Raw genomic sequence first — 21367 nt, 5'->3', positions numbered from 1 at the left:
GGAGCATGCAACTGAATTCCACCGAAATCAGCGAACTGATCAAGCAGCGCATTGCTCAGTTCAATGTGGTGAGCGAAGCTCACAATGAAGGTACTATCGTTTCCGTCAGTGACGGGATCATCCGTGTGCACGGCTTAGCCGATGTCATGCAAGGCGAAATGATTGCGCTGCCGGGTAACCGCTACGCTATCGCCCTGAACCTGGAGCGTGACTCTGTAGGTGCCGTTGTAATGGGCCCTTACGCTGACCTCGCCGAAGGTATGAAAGTAAAATGTACTGGCCGTATCCTGGAAGTTCCAGTTGGCCGTGGCCTGCTGGGCCGCGTGGTTAACACCCTGGGTGCGCCAATTGATGGTAAAGGTCCGGTAGAGCACGACGGCTTCTCAGCTGTTGAAGCAATCGCACCTGGCGTTATCGAACGTCAGTCGGTAGATGAACCTGTGCAGACAGGTTATAAGTCCGTTGATGCCATGATCCCAATTGGTCGTGGTCAACGTGAACTGGTCATCGGCGACCGTCAAACCGGTAAAACAGCTCTGGCGATCGATGCGATCATCAACCAGCGCGATTCCGGCATCAAATGTATCTATGTGGCTATCGGCCAGAAAGCGTCCACCATTTCTAACGTGGTTCGTAAACTGGAAGAGCACGGCGCACTGGCAAACACCATCGTTGTTGTTGCAACTGCATCAGAATCTGCTGCACTGCAATACCTGGCACCGTATTCCGGTTGCGCAATGGGTGAATACTTCCGTGACCGCGGTGAAGACGCACTGATCGTTTATGATGACCTGTCTAAACAGGCTGTTGCTTACCGTCAGATTTCCCTGCTGCTTCGTCGTCCACCTGGTCGTGAAGCTTACCCAGGCGACGTTTTCTATCTTCACTCCCGTCTGCTGGAACGTGCTGCGCGTGTTAACGCCGAGTATGTTGAAGCATTCACCAAAGGTGAAGTGAAAGGCAAAACCGGTTCCCTGACTGCGCTTCCAATTATCGAAACGCAAGCGGGTGACGTTTCCGCGTTCGTTCCGACCAACGTAATCTCGATTACCGATGGTCAGATCTTCCTGGAATCTAACCTGTTCAACGCCGGTATTCGTCCTGCGGTTAACCCGGGTATTTCGGTATCCCGTGTTGGTGGTGCTGCTCAGACTAAGATCATGAAGAAACTGTCCGGTGGTATTCGTACCGCTCTGGCACAGTATCGTGAGCTGGCTGCGTTCTCGCAGTTCGCTTCTGATCTGGATGAGGCAACCCGTAAACAGCTGAATCACGGTCAGAAAGTGACTGAGCTGCTGAAACAGAAACAATACGCTCCGATGTCAATCGTTGCGCAGTCTCTGATCATCTTCGCAGCAGAACGTGGTTATCTGGAAGACGTTGAGTTGTCTAAAGTCGGTAGCTTCGAAGCTGCACTGTTGGCTTACGCTGACCGTGAGCACGGCGAGCTTCTGCAGCAAATCAACCAAACTGGTGCGTATAACGATGAGATCGAGGGTAAATTCAAAAATATCCTCGATACCTTCAAAGCAACCCAGTCCTGGTAACACCTCGCGGCCTTGCTGCCCTGCCTCTGGCAGATAAGCAGCAGGCCGTTTGGTAATGAGGAGAAGCAGAGATGGCCGGCGGAAAAGAGATACGTAGTAAGATCAGCAGCGTGCAAAACACGCAAAAGATCACTAAAGCGATGGAAATGGTCGCCGCCTCCAAAATGCGTAAAACGCAGGATCGCATGGCGGCCAGCCGTCCTTATGCAGAAACCATTCGTGAAGTGATTGGTCACCTTGCGCTTGGTAATCTGGAATACAAGCACCCGTACCTGGATGAGCGTGAAATTAAGCGTGTCGGGTATCTGGTGGTGTCTACCGACCGTGGTCTTTGTGGTGGTCTGAACATTAACCTGTTCAAAAAACTGCTGTCAGAGATGAAAGGCTGGTCCGAAAAAGGTGTTGAAGTTGATCTCGCACTGATCGGTTCCAAAGCAGCCTCTTTCTTCGGCTCCGTTGGGGGCAACGTTGTTGCTCAGGTGACTGGCATGGGGGATAACCCTTCCCTGTCAGAACTGATCGGGCCGGTGAAAGTGATGTTGCAGGCTTTCGACGAAGGTCGCTTAGACAAGTTATGCGTTGTTAGCAATAAATTCGTCAATACCATGTCTCAGGAACCACGTATCGTTCAGTTGTTGCCTCTGCCACCAGCAGAAGACGGCGAACTGGCGAAAAAATCCTGGGATTACCTGTATGAGCCGGACCCTAAAGCACTGTTGGATACTCTCCTGCGTCGCTATGTGGAGTCCCAGGTTTATCAGGGCGTCGTAGAAAACCTGGCCAGCGAACAGGCCGCGCGAATGGTAGCGATGAAAGCCGCAACCGATAACGGCGGCAGCCTGATCAAAGAGCTGCAGTTGGTATACAACAAAGCTCGTCAGGCCAGCATCACTCAGGAACTCACCGAGATCGTCGGGGGAGCCTCCGCGGTTTAAGCTAGGTTTACGAATTACGTAGAGGATTCAAGATGGCTACTGGAAAGATTATCCAGGTAATCGGCGCCGTGGTGGACGTCGAGTTCCCTCAGGATGCAGTACCGAACGTGTACAATGCTCTTGAGGTAGAAAACGGTACCTCCAAACTGGTGCTGGAAGTACAGCAACAGTTAGGCGGCGGCGTTGTTCGTTGTATCGCAATGGGTACCTCAGACGGCCTGCGTCGCGGTCTGAAAGTGAACAACCTGGAACACCCAATTGAAGTACCGGTGGGTAAAGCGACTCTGGGTCGTATCATGAACGTATTGGGTGAACCAATCGACATGAAAGGTGCGATCGGCGAAGAAGAACGTCGTGCGATCCACCGCGCTGCGCCTTCTTATGAAGAGCTGGCAAACTCCCAGGAACTGCTGGAAACCGGTATCAAAGTTATGGACCTGATGTGTCCGTTCGCTAAGGGCGGTAAAGTCGGTCTGTTCGGTGGTGCGGGTGTTGGTAAGACTGTAAACATGATGGAGCTGATCCGTAACATCGCGATCGAGCACTCCGGTTATTCTGTGTTTGCAGGTGTGGGTGAACGTACTCGTGAGGGTAACGACTTCTATCACGAAATGACCGACTCCAACGTTATCGACAAAGTTTCCCTGGTGTATGGTCAGATGAATGAGCCACCAGGTAACCGTCTGCGCGTTGCACTGACCGGCCTGACCATGGCGGAGAAATTCCGTGACGAAGGTCGTGACGTACTGCTGTTCGTTGACAACATTTACCGTTACACCCTGGCCGGTACCGAAGTGTCCGCACTTCTGGGCCGTATGCCATCAGCGGTAGGTTATCAGCCAACGCTGGCGGAAGAGATGGGCGCTCTGCAAGAACGTATCACCTCGACCAAAAGTGGTTCAATCACCTCCGTACAGGCCGTTTACGTTCCTGCGGATGACTTGACTGACCCATCTCCAGCTACCACCTTCGCTCACTTAGATGCGACCGTGGTTCTGAGCCGTCAGATCGCGTCACTGGGTATTTACCCGGCGGTTGACCCACTGGATTCCACCAGCCGTCAGCTGGATCCACTGGTTGTTGGTCAGGAGCACTACGATGTGGCTCGTGGCGTGCAGTCTATTCTGCAACGTTACCAGGAACTGAAAGACATCATCGCGATCCTGGGTATGGACGAGTTGTCAGAAGATGACAAACTGGTTGTATCCCGTGCGCGTAAAATTCAGCGCTTCCTGTCCCAGCCATTCTTCGTGGCCGAAGTCTTCACCGGTTCTCCGGGCAAGTTCGTATCGCTGAAAGATACCATTCGTGGTTTCAAAGGCATTATGGACGGCGACTACGATCACCTGCCGGAACAAGCGTTCTACATGGTTGGCACCATTGATGAAGCAGTGGAAAAAGCCAAGAAACTGTAACGCTAGCTTGTTGTGAGAGAGGATGACATGGCTGAAAAAGCTTACCATCTGGATGTTGTTAGTGCGGAAAAACGTATGTTTACCGGCATGGTACAAAAGATCCAGGTGACGGGTAGCGAAGGCGAACTGGGTATTTTCCCGGGGCATGCTCCGCTGCTCACCGCCATCAAGCCTGGCATGGTGCGCATTGTTAAAGAACACGGTGAAGAAGAGTATATCTATCTTTCCGGTGGCATCCTTGAGGTGCAACCGAATGCAACGACCGTGTTGGCTGATACTGCAATCCGTGGGCAAGACCTCGACGAAGCGCGCGCGCTTGAAGCTAAGCGCAAAGCGGAAGAACACATTAGTGGTTCTCACGGCGACGTTGATTACGCTCAGGCGTCAGCGGAACTGGCTAAGGCGATCGCGAAACTTCGCGTTATCGAACTGACCAGAAAAGCGATGTAACAACATCAGTTAGAAAAGCGACCTTCGGGTCGCTTTTTTTTTGCTTTTAATAAAGTGCATTTTCAGTGTTTTTCCCAAGGCTAATTTTCGCTTTTAATGGAATACTTGGGTGATTAACCGACACTTTACCCTCAGTTTTTTTGGTGTAGTCTATACAGCATACAACCCTTGCAGGCTGCGGCCTGCGGGCGGTTTTTGAAGCGAAATATGTAGTAATCCGCGCACTGAACGGGTTACTTTTGTCACTCAAATTGGATTTGTCAGGTTACCTATGTCGAACAGCGCACTGAGTGTGGTGATCCTTGCCGCGGGCAAGGGGACACGCATGTACTCCAACCTTCCGAAAGTTCTTCACCCATTGGCTGGCAAGCCAATGGTTCAGCACGTCATTGATGCGGCCACGCAAGTGGGTGCCCGGAACGTGCATCTGGTCTATGGCCATGGTGGCGATTTACTGAAGAAAAATCTGGCAGGCAGTGATCTGAACTGGGTATTGCAGGCAGAGCAACTGGGGACCGGTCATGCGATGCAGCAGGCGGCGCCGTTCTTTGCCGATGATGAAGATGTGCTGATGCTGTACGGCGATGTTCCGCTGATTTCCGTCGACACCCTGAACGAATTACTCAAAGCCAAGCCCGATGGCGGCATTGGTTTACTGACCGTCGTGCTGGATGACCCGACCGGTTATGGCCGTATCGTTCGTGAGAATGGCATTGTTACCGGCATTATTGAGCAGAAAGATGCCAGCGAAGAACAGCTGAAAATTCAGGAAATTAACACCGGTATCCTGGTCGCTAACGGCGCGTCATTCAAACGCTGGCTCGGGCAGCTGAATAACAACAATGCGCAGGGTGAATACTACATCACCGATATTATTGCGATGGCGCATGCGGAAGGACATCTGATCGCCACCGTTCATCCGGCGCGAAACAGCGAAGTGGATGGTGTGAATAACCGCCTGCAACTTTCCCGTCTTGAGCGCGTATATCAGAGTGAACAGGCAGAGCGTCTGTTGCTCGAAGGCGTGATGCTGATGGACCCAGCGCGGTTTGATCTGCGCGGTGAACTGTCTCACGGCATCGATGTACTGATCGACACCAATGTCATTATCGAAGGTCACGTGAAACTGGGTGATCGCGTCAAAATCGGTGCGGGCTGCGTGCTGAAAAATTGCGTGATTGGCGATGACTGTGAAGTCAGCCCTTACAGCGTGTTCGAAGATGCGGTGCTGGAAAGCGGTTGTACGGTCGGGCCTTTCGCCCGTCTGCGCCCCGGCGCTGAACTGGCTGAAGGCGCGCATGTCGGCAATTTCGTCGAAATCAAAAAAGCGCGTCTCGGCAAAGGCTCTAAAGCTGGTCATCTCTCCTACCTTGGTGATGCTGATATTGGGGATAACGTTAACATTGGCGCGGGTACCATCACCTGCAACTACGACGGCGTAAACAAGCATAAGACCATCATCGGTAACGATGTCTTTGTGGGGTCAGATTCTCAGCTGGTAGCGCCAGTCACTGTGGGTAATAACGTGACGATCGCCGCCGGTACAACGGTCACGCGCGACGTGCCGGACAATGGTTTACTGTTAAGCCGGGTGCCGCAGGTGCATAAACCTGACTGGCAGAAACCGGTGAAGAAAAAATAAGCTGTTCATAATAATCCCCAACTCTCTACAAGGCTCGGGGAACCGCAAGTACACCGGAAAACGGGGCTTGCGGATAAATCAGGTCAGGCATCAAAAAAGGTCCCGAAAAGACCTTCAATAGGAATAAAACTGATGTGTGGAATTGTAGGCGCAGTAGCGCAACGCGATATTGCTGAAATTCTGTTGGAAGGTTTACGCCGTCTCGAATACCGCGGTTATGACTCAGCCGGTCTGGCTGTCATTGATGCTGACGGGAAAATGGGGCGCTTGCGTCGTCTGGGTAAAGTCCAGATGCTGGCTGATGCACTCGATGAACATCCTTTGCATGGTGGCACCGGTATTGCTCACACACGATGGGCAACCCATGGCGAACCTTCTGAAGCGAATGCTCACCCGCATGTGTCTGATTACATTGCTGTGGTGCATAACGGCATTATCGAAAACCACGAACCTCTGCGTGAATTGTTGATTGAACGCGGCTACCGTTTTGATTCTGAAACAGATACCGAAGTGATCGCGCATCTGGTGCATTGGGAACAACTCCAGGGCGGTACGCTGCTCGAAGTGGTCCAGCGCGTTATCCCGCAACTGCGTGGAGCCTACGGCACGGTGGTGATGGATCGCCGCGATCCGTCTGTTCTGGTCGCGGCCCGTTCCGGCAGCCCGCTGGTGATTGGTCGTGGTGTGGGTGAAAACTTCATTGCCTCCGATCAGCTGGCGCTGTTACCTGTGACCCGCCGCTTCCTGTTCCTGGAAGAAGGCGATGTTGCTGAAGTTAAGCGCCGTTCCGTCAGCGTATATGACAGAAATGGTCATGCCGTTGAGCGTGAAGAAATCGAATCCAAAGTGCAGTACGACGCCGGTGATAAAGGCGTTTACCGCCACTACATGCAAAAAGAAATCTACGAACAGCCGCTGGCCATTAAAAACACCCTGGAAGGCCGTTTCAGCCACGGCGAAGTGAATCTGAGCGAGCTGGGCGAAAAAGCGGACGAAATTCTGTCCCGTGTTCAGCACGTGCAGATTATCGCCTGCGGTACGTCATATAACTCCGGGATGGTGGCGCGTTACTGGTTTGAGTCACTGGCTGGCATGCCTTGTGATGTCGAGATCGCTTCGGAATTCCGCTATCGCAAATCTGCTGTTCGTCCGGGCAGCCTGATCATCACGCTGTCTCAGTCGGGTGAAACGGCTGATACGCTGGCAGCGCTGCGTCTGTCGAAAGAGCTGGGTTATCTTGGTTCGCTGGCAGTATGCAACGTGGCTGGTTCTTCTCTGGTGCGTGAATCCGATCTGGCGCTGATGACCAAAGCGGGCACCGAAATCGGTGTGGCCTCAACCAAAGCTTTCACCACGCAGCTGACCGTTCTGCTGATGCTGGTGGCGCGTATGGGCCGCCTGAAAGGGATGAGTCCGCAAGTTGAGCACGACATTGTTCACGCGCTTCAGGCGTTGCCTGCGCGCATCGAACAAATGCTGTCGCTGGATAAGACTATCGAAACACTGGCTGAAGGTTTCTCTGATAAACATCACGCCCTGTTCCTTGGCCGTGGCGATCAATATCCGATCGCGATGGAAGGTGCGCTGAAGCTGAAAGAGATTTCGTATATCCACGCTGAAGCCTATGCGGCAGGCGAGCTGAAACATGGCCCGCTGGCGCTGATTGATGCGGATATGCCGGTGATCGTGGTTGCGCCCAATAACGAATTGCTGGAAAAACTGAAGTCGAATATCGAAGAAGTGCGTGCACGTGGCGGTTTACTGTATGTCTTCGCCGATCAGGACGCGGGTTTTGTCGACAGTGACGGTATGAAGATTATTCAGCTGCCTCACGTTGAAGAAATCGTCGCTCCGATTTTCTACACCGTACCGCTCCAGTTGCTGTCCTACTACGTTGCGCTGATTAAAGGCACCGATGTTGACCAGCCACGTAATCTGGCGAAGTCTGTGACTGTCGAATAAGACTGTCCGGTTTCAGCCATGTTATCTCTAAGCGCCTCCCGGGGCGCTTTTCTCTTTCCAGAATGTTGTTCTCCGGTGACCTGCTCTCCCTTTGTCAGCAGCCGGTCACGATTCTCTTCTCTCAGGCTTCGTAACCCGCCCCGGATAAGGTATAGTTCGCGTTTTTCTGAAGGTACCCCTCTGAATGCTGACTAACTCCTCCATTCGTCTCAACAAATACATTAGCGAGAGCGGCATCTGCTCGCGCCGCGATGCTGATCGTTACATCGAACAGGGAAATGTTTTTATCAACGGCAGGCGTGCTGCGGTGGGTGCTCAGGTGTTTGCCGGCGATGTGGTGAAAGTGAATGGTCAGATTATTGAGCCGCGTGATGAAGAAGATCTGGTGCTTATTGCGCTGAACAAGCCCGTAGGCATTATCACCACGATGGAAGAGGGGGAGCGGGACAACATCCGCGATTTCGTTAACCACAGCAAACGCGTCTTCCCGATTGGCCGTCTGGACAAAGATTCGCAGGGCCTGATTTTACTGACCAATCACGGTGATCTGGTCAATAAAATCCTGCGTGCCGGTAACGACCACGAAAAAGAATATATCGTGACTGTCAATAAACCGATCACGGACGAGTTTATTGCCGGTATGGGCGCGGGTGTGCCGATGCTCGGCACCGTGACCAAGAAATGCAAAGTGAAGAAAGAAGCACCGATGGTGTTTCGCATTACGCTGGTGCAGGGACTTAACCGACAGATCCGCCGCATGACTAAGCATTTTGGTTTCGACGTCACTAAGCTTGAACGTGTGCGTATTATGAATATCAATCTGAAAGGATTACCGCTGGGCGAATGGCGTGATCTGACCGATGATGAACTGATCGAATTGTTTAAGCTGATTGAAAACTCTTCGTCTGAAGACAAACCGGCGAAAAAAGGGCCATCAAAACCTGCTCAGGCTAAAAAACCGGCTGTCACTAAAACGAAAAACAGCGAAAAACCTGAAGCAAATTCCGCATCCCGCAAGCGTTTTGCCCAGCCTGGCCGTAAGAAGAAGGGGCGTTAATTTACCTGCTTTTCATTATCCGCCGGTGTAATAACCGGCTTTTTCTGCTTAAAACTCCCGCATTTTGCCCGTATGGTTCGAATTGTGACCAGTGTCATAAAACTGTCATATAACGTACATTTTACTGTCACTAAACTGTCCTATTTTCCTCCTGTGCCAAACACTTTAATTAACGTCGACATCAGTCGGGAAGTTTAAAACCACCAGGAGTGGAACATGAAATTGATGCGTAACACCGTCGCCGGTCTTGTAGCAGCGACTTTCTCCCTCACAGCAATGTCTGCTTTCGCTGCCGCTAACCTGACTGGCGCTGGCGGTACCTTCCCAGCCCCTGTCTATGCTAAGTGGGCTGATGCATACCAGAAAGCAACCGGTACTCAGGTTAACTATCAGGGCATCGGTTCTTCCGGCGGCGTGAAACAAATCATCGCTAAAACCGTTGATTTCGGGGCATCTGATGCACCGATGAAAGAAGAAGATCTGAATAAAAACGGTCTGTTCCAGTTTCCTACTGTAATCGGCGGCGTGGTACTGGCTGTTAACATCCCGGGCATCAAATCCGGTCAGTTGACTCTGGATGGCGCAACGCTGGGTGATATTTACCTCGGTAAAATCAAAAAGTGGAACGATACGGCGATCACCAAGCTGAACCCGGGCGTGAAACTGCCAGACACTAACATCGCGGTGGTTCGCCGTGCTGACGGTTCCGGTACTTCCTTCGTATTCACCAGCTACCTGGCGAAAGTGAACAGCGAGTGGAAAGACAAAATCGGTGCAGGTTCTACTGTTAACTGGCCAACGGGTCTCGGCGGCAAGGGCAACGACGGCGTCGCAGCCTTCGTTCAGCGTCTGCCTGGTTCAATCGGTTACGTAGAATATGCTTATGCCAAGCAAAACAACCTGGCTTACACCAAGCTGGTAGATGCAGACGGCAAAGCCATCAGCCCGACAGAAGAATCCTTCAGTGCAGCCGCTAAAGGCGCAGACTGGAGCAAAACCTTCGCTCAGGACCTGACCAATCAGAAAGGTGATAATGCGTGGCCAATCAGCTCCACCACCTTCATCCTGATTTACAAAGACCAGCAAGATGCAGCGAAGGGCACCGAAGTGCTGAAGTTCTTCGACTGGGCTTACAAAAACGGTAACAAACTGACGACTGATTTGGATTACGCCGCACTGCCAGCTTCTGTTGTAGAACAGATCCGCGCAGCCTGGAAAACCAACATCAAAGACAGCAGCGGTAAAGCACTTTACTAGGATCTGACCTCGGGTCTGATATAGAGTACAAGTCTTCTGCTTCATTCCCTCTCCGGCCGGGGAGGGAATTAAATCTGAATTAAAAGAGAGTGGTATGGCTGAATACAAGCCGGCTATCAAGGCACCCAGCAAAAACGGTGACATCATCTTCGGCGCGCTGGTTAAACTGGCAGCGCTGATTGTGCTATTTATGTTGGGCGGCATTATCGTCTCGCTGTTTATTGCTTCCCTGCCGAGCATTGAAAAGTTCGGATTGTCCTTCCTGTGGACGAAAACCTGGGATGCACCGAACCAGCAATTTGGCGCACTGGTGCCGATTTACGGCACGGTCGTGACCTCCATTATTGCCCTGCTGATTGCTGTTCCCGTCAGCTTTGGTATCGCATTATTCCTTACCGAGCTGGCGCCGAACTGGATGAAACGCCCGCTGGGGATTGCTATTGAACTGCTGGCGGCGATCCCCAGTATTGTTTATGGCATGTGGGGGTTGTTCGTTTTCGCCCCGCTGTTTGCGCAGTATTTTCAGACGCCGTTGGGCGATGTGCTTTCTGGTATCCCGATTGTTGGTGCCCTGTTCGCCGGTCCGGGTTTTGGTATCGGTATTCTGGCAGCAGGCGTCATCCTCGCCATTATGATCATCCCGTACATAGCTTCCGTCATGCGTGACGTGTTCGAGCAAACGCCGGTGATGATGAAAGAATCTGCTTACGGCATTGGTTGCACTACGTGGGAAGTGATCTGGCGCATCGTGCTGCCGTTCACCAAAAATGGTGTGATCGGCGGCGTGATGTTAGGTCTGGGGCGCGCACTTGGCGAAACCATGGCGGTGACCTTCATTATCGGTAACACCTACCAGCTCGATAGCGCATCGCTGTACGCGCCGGGCAACAGCATTACCTCTGCACTGGCGAACGAATTCGCCGAAGCGGAAGCCGGGCTGCATACGTCTGCACTGATGGAACTGGGTCTGATCCTGTTTGTCATCACCTTTATTGTTTTGGCGCTGTCGAAAATGATGATCCTGCGTCTGGCTAAGAAAGAGGGCCGTTAAGATGACGACACTCGAAATGCAAAGTAATACTGCATTACTGGAATCGCGTCGCAAACGTCAGGCGTGGCGCCGTCAGAAGAACCGTCTGGCGCTGATGGTCTCTATGCTGACCATGGCGTTTGGTCTGTTCTGGCTGGTGTGGATCTTGTTCACCACGATCGTTAAAGGTGTTGACGGGATGTCGCTGGCGCTGTTCACAGAAAATACCCCGCCTCCGAATACGGCAGGCGGCGGTCTGGCTAACGCCATTGCAGGCAGCGGATTATTGATTCTGTGGGCAACGGTCATCGGTACGCCACTGGGCGTGATGGCGGGGATTTATCTGGCCGAATATGGACGTAAATCCTGGCTGGCTGAATTCATTCGTTTCATTAACGACATTCTGCTTTCCGCACCATCCATCGTTGTGGGCTTGTTTGTGTACACCATTATGGTGGCAAAAATGGGACACTTCTCCGGCTGGGCGGGCGTGCTTGCACTGGCATTGTTACAGATCCCGATTGTTATCCGTACCACGGAAAACATGCTGAAACTGGTGCCGGACAGCCTGCGTGAAGCGGCTTACGCACTGGGTACGCCGAAGTGGAAAATGATTTCGGCCATCACACTGAAAGCCTCAGTTTCCGGCATTATCACCGGGATCCTGCTGGCGATTGCCCGTATTGCCGGTGAAACCGCGCCGCTGTTGTTTACGTCGCTCTCCAACCAGTTCTGGAGCACCGACATGATGCAGCCGATTGCTAACCTGCCGGTCACCATCTTTAAGTTTGCGATGAGCCCGTTTGGCGAGTGGCAACAACTGGCGTGGGCGGGTGTACTGCTGATTACCGTGTGTGTGCTGCTGCTGAACATTCTGGCGCGTGTGATTTTCGCCCCGAAAAAGCAATAAGCGAATTTATTATCGATGGCAGGTGATAGCGGCTGCCATCACTGTTTACCCGGCGTCGCCATGCGGCGCGCGAATAAGAGAGATGTCTGAGAATGACTGACGCATCCAACAGCAAAATTCAGGTTCGCGATCTGAACTTTTATTACGGCAAATTCCACGCGCTGAAAAATATTTCCCTGGATATTGCTAAGAACGAAGTCACGGCATTCATCGGCCCGTCAGGCTGTGGTAAATCCACGCTGCTGCGTACGTTTAACAAAATGTACCAGCTGTATCCGGAACAGCACGCTGAGGGTGAAATCCTGCTTGATGGCGAAAACATTCTGGTTGATAAGCAGGACATCGCGCTGCTGCGCGCCAAAGTCGGCATGGTCTTCCAGAAACCGACGCCATTCCCGATGTCGATTTACGACAACATCGCGTTTGGTGTCCGTCTGTTTGAAAAGCTGTCCCGCACGGATATGGACGAGCGTGTGCAATGGGCGCTGACCAAAGCTGCATTGTGGAATGAATCTAAAGACAAGTTGCACCAGAGTGGTTACAGCCTGTCCGGCGGCCAGCAACAGCGTTTGTGTATTGCACGTGGTATTGCGATCCGTCCTGACGTTCTGCTGCTCGATGAACCTTGCTCGGCGCTCGATCCGATTTCTACCGGCCGTATCGAAGAGCTGATCACCGAGTTAAAATCTGATTACACCGTGGTGATCGTGACCCACAACATGCAGCAGGCTGCGCGTTGTTCAGATCGCACTGCGTTTATGTATCTGGGCGAACTGATCGAATACAGCGACACTGACTCGCTGTTCACTTCACCAGCGCGCAAACAGACTGAAGATTACATTACTGGCCGCTACGGTTGAGGTACAAAGAATGGACAACCTGAACTTAAACAAACACATTTCTGGCCAGTTCAATGCTGAGCTTGAACATATCCGTACGCAGGTTCTGGCGATGGGCGGCCTGGTTGAGCAACAACTGACTGACGCCATCACGGCGATGCACAATCAGGATGCCGAACTGGCGCAACGCGTCATCAAAGGTGATGACAAAGTTAACCTGATGGAAGTGGCGATCGACGAAGCTTGTGTGCGCATCATTGCCAAGCGCCAGCCAACCGCCAGCGATTTACGTTTGGTGATGGCGATTATCAAAACCATTTCTGAACTCGAGCGTATCGGTGACGTGGCAGATAAAATCTGCCGCACGGCGCTGGAAAAATTCTCACATTTGCATCAGCCGTTGCTGGTCAGCCTGGAATCGCTGGGCCGCCATACCGTAGAGATGCTGCATGATGTGCTGGATGCGTTTGCGCGTATGGATCTTGACGAAGCGGTGCGTATTTACCGTGAAGATAAAAAAGTGGATCAGGAATATGAAGGCATTGTGCGCCAGCTGATGACCTACATGATGGAAGATCCACGCACGATTCCAAGCGTGCTGACCGCACTGTTCTGCGCCCGTTCTATCGAACGTATCGGTGACCGTTGCCAGAACATTTGCGAATTCATTTTCTACTTTGTGAAAGGTCAGGATTTCCGTCATGTGGGCGGCGATGCGCTGGATAAATTGCTGACAGACGGTAAAGATGTGCCGAAAGAATAAGGGTTTACTGACATCGCTCCACAAAAAAGGCCTCTGACGAGGCCTTTTTGCTTTCCGATCTATACCCGCGTCCGGTCAGCGCAATTATTTCATCACATAGCGCAGCGCGACCTGTACGGCCAACTGCCGGTAATGGGCGGTCTGTAAATCCACCTCATCCGGATTTTCAAACAAAGCGCCGAACGTATATTGGTTGGCGACCTGGTGCACACACAGGCTGCTGATGAGGCGGTGAACGTCGCGCGCCTGCGCATCTTCCTTAAACAGATGGCTTTGTTTGCCGCGTTCAAGGATATCTTCCAGCAGCGTTAATGCCGTTTTGTTGATCTCACGGATGCTGGTGGACTGGCGGATAAAGCGGCCGCGCAGCATGTTTTCTGTCGATACAATACGGATAAATTCCGGGTGTGAGACATGGAAATCGAAGCTGGCTTCTACCAGTTTGACGATCGCTTCCGCAGGTGGCAACGAAGATAAGTCCAGCTCCAGCTCGTGCTGGCGAATACCGCGATAAACGTGTTCCAGAACCAACATGTACAGGGCTTCTTTGGTCTTATAGTGGTAGACCACCATACGTTTCGTGGTGCTGGCATTGGAGGCGATATTTTCCATGCGCGCGCCCATCAGACCGGATTCAGCGAATTCAGCCAGAGCGCTGTCGAAAATGCGCTGCCTGAGTCCTATCGGATCATTTTTACGTCCCGGCGCCGGGGAACTTTGGCTGCTCAGCGTCTTATCCTCTTCATTAACCACATTCTCGCCACAGAGATTAACCATTGCTTAGCCCAGTTACAATCTGTGCGTTCATACAACTTCGCCGCACTTGACGAATGTGGCGTGAGGGTCCACTACTGTAAGTATCGAAGCCTGACTAAAAGGACACTATTTTGCCTGCAACCACCCGGTTACATTCTATTGCGACAGTTTCAGTACCAGGAACCTTGCCTGAAAAACTTACCGCCATTGCGGCTGCAGGATTTGATGGTGTGGAAATATTCGAAGACGATTTGCTTAAAAGTCCTGTCAAACCGGCGGCTATCCGTAACCTCGCCGATTCTCTCGGCCTGCGTATTTTCCTGCTGCAACCTTTCCGTGATTTCGAAGGGGTTCCGGCAGAGAAGCGGGTTGAAAAACTCGCCAGCGCACGCCGCCAGTTCGACCTGATGAGCGAGCTGGGCTGCGATCATTTACTGGTGTGCAGCAACACCGATCCGGAAAGTTCACCGGAGCGGGAGGTGCAGATTGCCGATCTCGCTGCGCTGGCGGAAATGGCGGAGCTGTATGACATCCGTATCGGCTATGAAGCGCTGGCATGGGGTAAACACGTCAACCGTTACCGCCAGGCGTGGGATCGCGTACGCGAGGTGAACAGTCCGGCGCTGGGCATTGTGCTCGACAGCTTTCATATTCTCGCCGTGGGCGACAATCTTGACCGTCTGGATGAAGTGCCGCTGGAAAAAATCAGTTTCCTGCAACTGGCCGATGTACCGTTCAAAGACATGAACGTGCAGCAGTGGAGCCGTAGTTACCGCTGTTATCCGGGGCAGGGCGATTTACCGCTGGTGGATTTTGTCAGCACGCTGAACCGTAAAGGTTTCACCGGCCCCTGGTCACTGGAAATCTTCAATGATAAAACCCTGCCGCTGGCTGATGGCCTGCGATCTCTGACGGAGCTGGAAAAGCGCATGCAGGCGTACGAAAAATCACTCAGCGAGTGATCTGATACCCCATTTCACGCCAGATCCCCGGCAGTTCGCGCATGTCGTGGAAAGTGGTCACCAGCGGGTGATCCAGCGGCGGGTTATGCGGGTCGGCGCAGTAGTAAAACACCGGGATGCCTGCGGTGATCCCGGCCTGTGCGCCTGCCACGGAATCTTCTACCAGAATGCAGTTTTCCACCGGCACGTTCATGACGTCGGCTGCTTTGTACAAGACGGCAGGATCGGGTTTCCAGCGCTGTAAATCATAGCCGCTGAATAACTTATCCCCCATAAAAGGCAGCAATCCGGTCAGGCCGAGAGAGTGCTGCATTTTGGTGACCGGGCCGTTTGAGACGACACACATCGGCACGGTGATTTGTTCCAGTAACTCGCGTGCGCCGTCAATAGGTTCAAGTTTGCTGTCGAAAAGACGGGCAACATGCTGGCGAAACACGACTTCCATTTCTTCTTTCGGCACGTCGATACCGTGCTCTTTATTGACGATCGCGACGATTTCGTAAAGTTTGACGCCTTTGTATTTCTTATACATTTCGTCGAATGAAACCGTCACACCAAAATGCGCGAACATTTCGACATAGGCTTCGCAGCACAACAATTCACTGTCCACCAGCGTACCGTCGCAATCAAAAAAGACACATTCAACCTGTGGCATACTTTCTCCCTGTGAGCGTTTCATCTATTGGCGTGCATTATGGCACTGTACCCGAACGATAGATTTAATCCCATACATCCAGTGCTGGCGCTTTCGGGCTAAAATCCTTAGGATACCCCCCGATTGTTTTTCCCCCATTTTGGAACTCACCAATGAGCACACCACAGAGCAATGCGACTGCGGGTAAAGGTCTGGCTGAACGTCTGTTTAAACTGACGCAGCACGGCACCACCGTACGCACCGAAACTATCGCCGGTTTAACTACCTTCCTGACCATGGTCTATATCGTTTTCGTGAACCCGCAGATCCTGGGTGTTGCGGGGATGGATAAACAGGCCGTGTTCGTGACCACCTGCCTGATTGCCGCGTTCGGCAGCATCCTGATGGGCGTGATCGCCAACCTGCCGGTCGCACTGGCACCGGCGATGGGCCTGAATGCGTTCTTCGCGTTTGTGGTCGTCGGCGCAATGGGCGTTTCCTGGCAGGTCGGTATGGGCGCGATATTCTGGGGTGCTGTGGGTTTGCTGCTGCTGACTATTTTCCGCATCCGTTACTGGATGATTGCCAATATTCCGGTCAGCCTGCGTGTGGGCATTACCGCCGGTATCGGGCTGTTTATCGGCATGATGGGGCTGAAAAACGCCGGCATTATTGTCCCGAACCCTGACACCATCGTGACCATCGGTAATCTGACCTCGCACAACGTGCTGCTCGGTGTGCTGGGGTTCTTCATTATTGCCGTGCTGGCGTCGCGCAATTTCCACGCCTCGGTGCTGGTGTCGATTATTGTCACGACAGTCATTGGCCTGATGATTGGCGATGTGCATTACACCGGTTTCTGGTCGATGCCGCCGAGCATCACCACGGTTGTCGGTCAGGTGGATTTGAAAGGCGCGCTGAATATCGGTCTGGCGGGCGTCATTTTCTCCTTCATGCTGGTGAACCTGTTTGACTCCTCCGGCACGCTGATTGGTGTGACCGACAAAGCCGGTCTGGCTGATGCGCAGGGCAAGTTCCCGCAGATGAAACAGGCGCTGTACGTTGACAGCGTGTCTTCCGTGGCGGGGGCATTTATCGGTACTTCATCGGTGGGCGCGTACATTGAAAGCACCTCCGGCGTTTCCGTGGGCGGTCGTACCGGCCTGACGGCGGTGGTGACCGGTTTACTGTTCCTGCTGGTGATCTTCATTTCCCCACTGGCGGGGATGGTGCCGGAATACGCGGCGGCCGGTGCGCTGATTTATGTCGGCGTGCTGATGACCTCCAGTCTGGCGCGTGTTTCCTGGGATGACCTGACCGAAGCGGTTCCGGCGTTCGTGACCGCGGTAATGATGCCGTTCAGCTTCTCGATCACCGAAGGTATCGCGCTGGGCTTCATCTCTTACGTGGTGATGAAACTGGGCACTGGCCGCTGGAAAGAAATCAGCCCGTGTGTGGTGGTCGTAGCCCTGCTGTTTGTGCTGAAAATCGCGTTTGTCGACGGGCATTAATCCGCTGACATCTGCTTAACGCCTGTAAAAAAACAGCCCGCATTGCGGGCTGTTTGCATTTCTGATGACCGGAATTATTGGCTGACGCGGCGCGTATAGTCGGCAAATGCCGTCAGCTGGCCGCGCAGGAAATCGAGCGTCCCCTGGTCGATGACTTCGCCGATTTGCTCATCCACTTTATTCTGGATCACACCACCCATAAATTCGGGTTTATTCATCACCATCGCATCCAGGAACACCAGAATCTGACGCAGATGATACTGACAACGTGCCCCGCCGACCGGACCCATTGAACTGGTCTGGATCAGCACGGGCTTACCGGCCAGTGGCTGATTCGGCAGGCGGGAAATCCAGTCGATCGCATTTTTCAGGCCGCCCGGAACGGAGTAGTTATACTCCGGCGTGACGATAATGACGCCATCCGCCTGACGGATTTGTTCCGCAATCGCTTCAACATCCGCCGGAAAGCCTTCTTCCTGCTGAATATCTGCATCATAGAGCGGCAGTGTACCGATGGAAGGCAACGCCTCAATGCTGATGCCCTCTGGTGCCACTTTTGGCAATGTGCGGGCGACCATTCCGTTGTAAGACGCTTTACGAAGACTGCCTAACAGTGTGACAAACTTCAGTGGTTGAGCTGACATGGGTAACTCCTGTTATGGATGACTTTGCGAAAGGAACTGCCTGTAACCATAAACGAAAAACGGCACGACGGGCGTAAACAAAAGTGAAGTTTTATTTAGCGGGTGGCAGGCTGATGAATTTCATGAAGTGTGGTGATTCAGATTGCTGGTCTGTGGCCAGGGTTTGTGTGCGGGTGAAGCCGTTTTCAGGTTCGTAACGCCAGCACTGCAAACGGATAATCGAGGGTGACTGCGCACATGACCAGATAATGGAACCTTCAATGTCGCTCATCACCTGCGCCTCGGGCGTTACGGTAGACCGTAAACGACCAGAAGCGGGATTCAGGCTGAGCGTAAGCGGACTCTGATCGTTCAGGCCGGACATTTTCAGCATGCTCTGGCGGATACACCACAGTTGCAGAGAGGATTCCACCGGATCGGATTGCATAGCAATCCAGGTTTTCTCCACCGCAGAAAGCTGTAATTGCTGTTGCTGATTCACCAGCGCACTGCGGGCATGAATGATTTCGAGATCGAGGCCGACTTTCCCTTCGCTGCTGATTAAAACACCGACGGTACTTCCTGCATACGCCAGACTGAAATCAGGCAAATCAGGGGATTCAAAACTCGGACGACCGCTGGGTAACGTGATGACGCTGGGAAGTTCCGCGATTCCATAGAGATAGAAAATCATTTCTGCCAGCAGAACGCGGCCGTTTAAGAAACGCTTGCGCTGTTTTTCGGAAAGGTGTTTTGCAAATAATACGATCTCTTGCGGCAACCGGTGTGTATCCGGTTCTGCATCCGTCATTGCCCATCTTGCAAAATGGCACGCCATTGTTCACTCCATGATTAATGGTTCGACCGCAGTTTCTCAATTGTTCTAAAGAATAACATTAAGAGAAATCATTAAAAACCGCTTAAACCCCGCAGTGCCACACACATTCTTCCCTTTTCATACAGTTTTTCATAAACATAAAGTGAAAGTAATCACAGTCTTAATCTCTTATTGGGAAAGAATCTCACTGGAATGATGTTCTGGATTTTTACTCATAAGATTCTTACACCAGATATATCTACTACAGCCACATAAAGAAACGCCAGAAAATGCCGTTACTAATTAAGCAGCGATCTCGCTGCTTTGCCTGCGAGTACCCAAAAATGTTAAAAACGACGCAATCCCGCTTTATCGCATTGATCAGCTTGTTTTTTATTGTGCTGATCATCGTTACGCTTATCGTGATCCAGGTGTATATCGCTCCCCAGCTGAAACAGACAGAAAGTAATCTGGTTGCTAATCAGGTGGATGATGTCGCGGTGGCAATTAATGACCGCCTGAATAAAGTTGAGTCACAGGTTCGCACCATTACCCAGACTGTTGCACAAATGGACAGCGACAGTATCGATCGTTTACTTCCGGCACTGGTTGATCAGTACGGTGACTCTGCCGTGTTTGGTGGCGGGATCTGGCCTCTGCCGAACCAACGCGATCCGGCCAAAATCAAATTCAGCACCTTCTTTGCCCGTAATAATAATAATCAACTGACGGTCAATACTTTCTGGAACAGCGCCGAATCCCCAAACTATTTCGATCAGTCGTGGTATCTGGCGGCATCAAAAGGTGAAAAGGGTCAGTGTGTCTGGGCGCCTGCTTATTTCGATGACGCCAGCACCCAGCCGCGGACTAACTGTGCGATGCCGATTTACAAAGATGATAAGCAATGGGGCGTCGCCACCATTGACGTCACACTGGGGTTCTTTAACCAGCTGGTGACAGAGATGGAGAAAAAGGTTCACGCCAGGATTTATATCGTGGAAAAAGACGGCACCATCGTCGGTACCAGTCATTCCACGGATGAAAAACTGCCGAAACTGGCCTCACTGGGCGAAACTTCTCCGCTGGCGATGCAGATCCGCAAAAGTCTGGATCAGATCAACGGGCAGGCGAGTCTGGTGGCTGACTACGATAATGACGGCACGTCGCATACCATGTTTATGAGCAACATTCAGGGGCCGTGGTTTATCGCCACCGACATGCCGACCAGTCAGTTACTGGCGCGCAGCCACAGCATTCTGACGAGTCTCGGACTGGTTCAAATCCCGATGGTCTTGCTGTTGCTGATCGTTCTGATCGCCGCGATTAAAATTTTCATGCGCCAGCTGGCGGCACTGAATAAAAATATCGCCCAGCTTTCTGCGGGCGGTGCCGACTTAACCCGGCGCTTACCGGAAAGCCGCAGCCCTGAGTTCAATCAGATCAACCAGAACTTCAACGGTTTCCTGTCTTTCCTGCAATCCATTCTGCGTCAGGTTGGCGACAGCAGTCTGGCTATCACCTCGGCTTCGCGCCAGATTGCCAGCGGTAACCTGGACCTGTCAGCACGAACCGAAGAACAGGCCAGCTCGATTGTCGAAACGGCAGCCTCAATGGAACAGCTGACCAGCACCGTGAAACAGAACGCTGCCAATGCGGAAGGGGCTAACCAGTTGGCCCGTGATGCCTCGGCTGTTGCCGGGAGGGGCTCGGACGTGGTGAAACAGGTGGTTGAGACCATGGGCTCGATCACCCGCTCTTCACATAAAATCGTCGATATCATCAGCGTGATCGACGGCATCGCTTTCCAGACCAACATTCTGGCGCTGAATGCGGCGGTTGAAGCGGCGCGTGCCGGTGAACAGGGACGCGGTTTCGCCGTTGTGGCATCCGAAGTGCGCAGTCTGGCACAGCGCTCAGCCACTTCCGCGCGTGAAATCAAAAAGCTGATCGAGGATTCTGTGGCGGATATCGCCACCGGCAGCGAACTGGTGGCGACCGCCGGAACGACGATGGATGAAGTCATGGGTGGCGTGAACAACGTGGCGACGCTGATGAACGAAATCATGTCTTCCAGTCAGGAGCAAAGTCTGGGCATCGAGCAGGTAAATGTGGCTATCACGCAGCTGGATAACGCCACGCAGCAGAACGCCGCGCTGGTGGAACAGGTTTCTGCCGCTGCGCAGGCGATGCAGGATCAGACCGTTCAGCTGGAAACCGTGGTAGCAGGCTTTAAGCTCTGATTTCGTCTGATTAAAAG

General features: G+C 52.5%; 18 protein-coding genes and 1 pseudogene. 15 read left to right on the top strand and 4 right to left on the bottom strand.

Annotated elements, in window-relative coordinates; all coding sequences use genetic code 11:
- Positions 1-5 precede the first annotated feature (5 nt).
- The 12 genes from atpA to phoU all read left to right on the top strand — a co-directional run bounded on the left by atpA (position 6) and on the right by phoU (position 13807).
- Complete coding sequence (atpA, locus tag DXU84_RS16090; protein WP_013577682.1) at positions 6-1547, top strand: F0F1 ATP synthase subunit alpha; 1542 nt, start codon at positions 6-8, stop codon at positions 1545-1547.
- Between the two features lie 71 nt (positions 1548-1618).
- Entirely contained in the window at positions 1619-2482 is an 864-nt protein-coding gene (atpG, locus tag DXU84_RS16085; RefSeq protein ID WP_013577683.1) for a F0F1 ATP synthase subunit gamma, read from the top strand.
- 32 nt (positions 2483-2514) lie between these two features.
- The gene (gene atpD, locus DXU84_RS16080) at positions 2515-3897 is read left to right on the top strand and encodes a F0F1 ATP synthase subunit beta (protein WP_013577684.1); all 1383 of its coding nucleotides are present in this window, start codon (positions 2515-2517) and stop codon (positions 3895-3897) included.
- A gap of 27 nt (positions 3898-3924) precedes the next feature.
- The gene (locus DXU84_RS16075; RefSeq protein WP_013577685.1) at positions 3925-4347 is read left to right on the top strand and encodes a F0F1 ATP synthase subunit epsilon; all 423 of its coding nucleotides are present in this window, start codon (positions 3925-3927) and stop codon (positions 4345-4347) included.
- A gap of 271 nt (positions 4348-4618) precedes the next feature.
- A complete protein-coding gene (gene glmU / locus DXU84_RS16070) occupies positions 4619-5989 on the top strand; it encodes a bifunctional UDP-N-acetylglucosamine diphosphorylase/glucosamine-1-phosphate N-acetyltransferase GlmU (protein ID WP_013577686.1) in 1371 nt (456 codons plus the stop codon).
- Positions 5990-6121: 132 nt separating this feature from the next.
- Complete coding sequence (gene glmS / locus DXU84_RS16065) at positions 6122-7951, top strand: glutamine--fructose-6-phosphate transaminase (isomerizing) (RefSeq protein ID WP_037033885.1); 1830 nt, start codon at positions 6122-6124, stop codon at positions 7949-7951.
- A 184-nt stretch (positions 7952-8135) separates the two neighbouring features.
- Positions 8136-9008: a 23S rRNA pseudouridine(2604) synthase RluF gene (gene rluF / locus DXU84_RS16060; RefSeq protein WP_013577688.1), complete on the top strand. Its 873-nt coding sequence runs from the start codon at positions 8136-8138 to the stop codon at positions 9006-9008.
- A 216-nt stretch (positions 9009-9224) separates the two neighbouring features.
- Positions 9225-10265 carry a phosphate ABC transporter substrate-binding protein PstS gene (gene pstS / locus DXU84_RS16055; RefSeq protein WP_013577689.1) on the top strand — a complete coding sequence of 347 codons (1041 nt, stop codon included), beginning with the start codon at positions 9225-9227 and terminating at the stop codon, positions 10263-10265.
- Between the two features lie 94 nt (positions 10266-10359).
- The gene (gene pstC / locus DXU84_RS16050; protein WP_013577690.1) at positions 10360-11316 is read left to right on the top strand and encodes a phosphate ABC transporter permease PstC; all 957 of its coding nucleotides are present in this window, start codon (positions 10360-10362) and stop codon (positions 11314-11316) included.
- 1 nt (position 11317) lies between these two features.
- The gene (pstA, locus tag DXU84_RS16045) at positions 11318-12205 is read left to right on the top strand and encodes a phosphate ABC transporter permease PstA (RefSeq protein ID WP_013577691.1); all 888 of its coding nucleotides are present in this window, start codon (positions 11318-11320) and stop codon (positions 12203-12205) included.
- A gap of 92 nt (positions 12206-12297) precedes the next feature.
- Positions 12298-13065 carry a phosphate ABC transporter ATP-binding protein PstB gene (gene pstB, locus DXU84_RS16040; protein ID WP_013577692.1) on the top strand — a complete coding sequence of 256 codons (768 nt, stop codon included), beginning with the start codon at positions 12298-12300 and terminating at the stop codon, positions 13063-13065.
- Positions 13066-13075: 10 nt separating this feature from the next.
- Positions 13076-13807 (top strand): phosphate signaling complex protein PhoU, encoded by a 732-nt coding sequence (phoU, locus tag DXU84_RS16035; protein ID WP_013577693.1) that lies wholly within the window; start codon positions 13076-13078, stop codon positions 13805-13807.
- Positions 13808-13891: 84 nt separating this feature from the next.
- Here phoU and DXU84_RS16030 read toward each other — a convergent pair whose 3' ends face one another.
- The gene (locus DXU84_RS16030; RefSeq protein ID WP_013577694.1) at positions 13892-14584 is read right to left on the bottom strand and encodes a TetR family transcriptional regulator; all 693 of its coding nucleotides are present in this window, start codon (positions 14582-14584) and stop codon (positions 13892-13894) included.
- A 110-nt stretch (positions 14585-14694) separates the two neighbouring features.
- Here DXU84_RS16030 and DXU84_RS16025 point away from each other — a divergent pair.
- Positions 14695-15498 (top strand): annotated as a pseudogene (locus tag DXU84_RS16025) (sugar phosphate isomerase/epimerase family protein); the annotation flags it as partial.
- 16 nt (positions 15499-15514) lie between these two features.
- Here DXU84_RS16025 and yieH read toward each other — a convergent pair.
- Positions 15515-16180 (bottom strand): 6-phosphogluconate phosphatase, encoded by a 666-nt coding sequence (yieH, locus tag DXU84_RS16020; RefSeq protein WP_013577696.1) that lies wholly within the window; start codon positions 16178-16180, stop codon positions 15515-15517.
- A gap of 152 nt (positions 16181-16332) precedes the next feature.
- On the opposite strand from yieH, the gene DXU84_RS16015 reads away from it, so the two are divergent.
- Entirely contained in the window at positions 16333-17670 is a 1338-nt protein-coding gene (locus DXU84_RS16015) for an NCS2 family permease (RefSeq protein WP_013577697.1), read from the top strand.
- 74 nt (positions 17671-17744) lie between these two features.
- On the opposite strand, the gene DXU84_RS16010 is transcribed toward DXU84_RS16015, so the two are convergent.
- Both DXU84_RS16010 and DXU84_RS16005 read right to left on the bottom strand, forming a co-directional pair.
- The gene (locus DXU84_RS16010) at positions 17745-18314 is read right to left on the bottom strand and encodes an NADPH-dependent FMN reductase (protein WP_013577698.1); all 570 of its coding nucleotides are present in this window, start codon (positions 18312-18314) and stop codon (positions 17745-17747) included.
- 91 nt (positions 18315-18405) lie between these two features.
- A complete protein-coding gene (locus tag DXU84_RS16005; RefSeq protein ID WP_013577699.1) occupies positions 18406-19131 on the bottom strand; it encodes a 4'-phosphopantetheinyl transferase superfamily protein in 726 nt (241 codons plus the stop codon).
- A 323-nt stretch (positions 19132-19454) separates the two neighbouring features.
- Here DXU84_RS16005 and DXU84_RS16000 point away from each other — a divergent pair, with 323 nt between their 5' ends.
- Entirely contained in the window at positions 19455-21350 is a 1896-nt protein-coding gene (locus DXU84_RS16000; protein WP_013577700.1) for a methyl-accepting chemotaxis protein, read from the top strand.
- Positions 21351-21367 lie beyond the last annotated feature (17 nt).

Source organism: Rahnella sp. RcJ3 (assembly GCF_009498575.1).
Taxonomy (GTDB): domain Bacteria; phylum Pseudomonadota; class Gammaproteobacteria; order Enterobacterales; family Enterobacteriaceae; genus Rahnella; species Rahnella aceris.
Note: the sequence above shows the minus strand (reverse complement) of the source record. Positions and strands in the feature narration are given on the sequence as shown.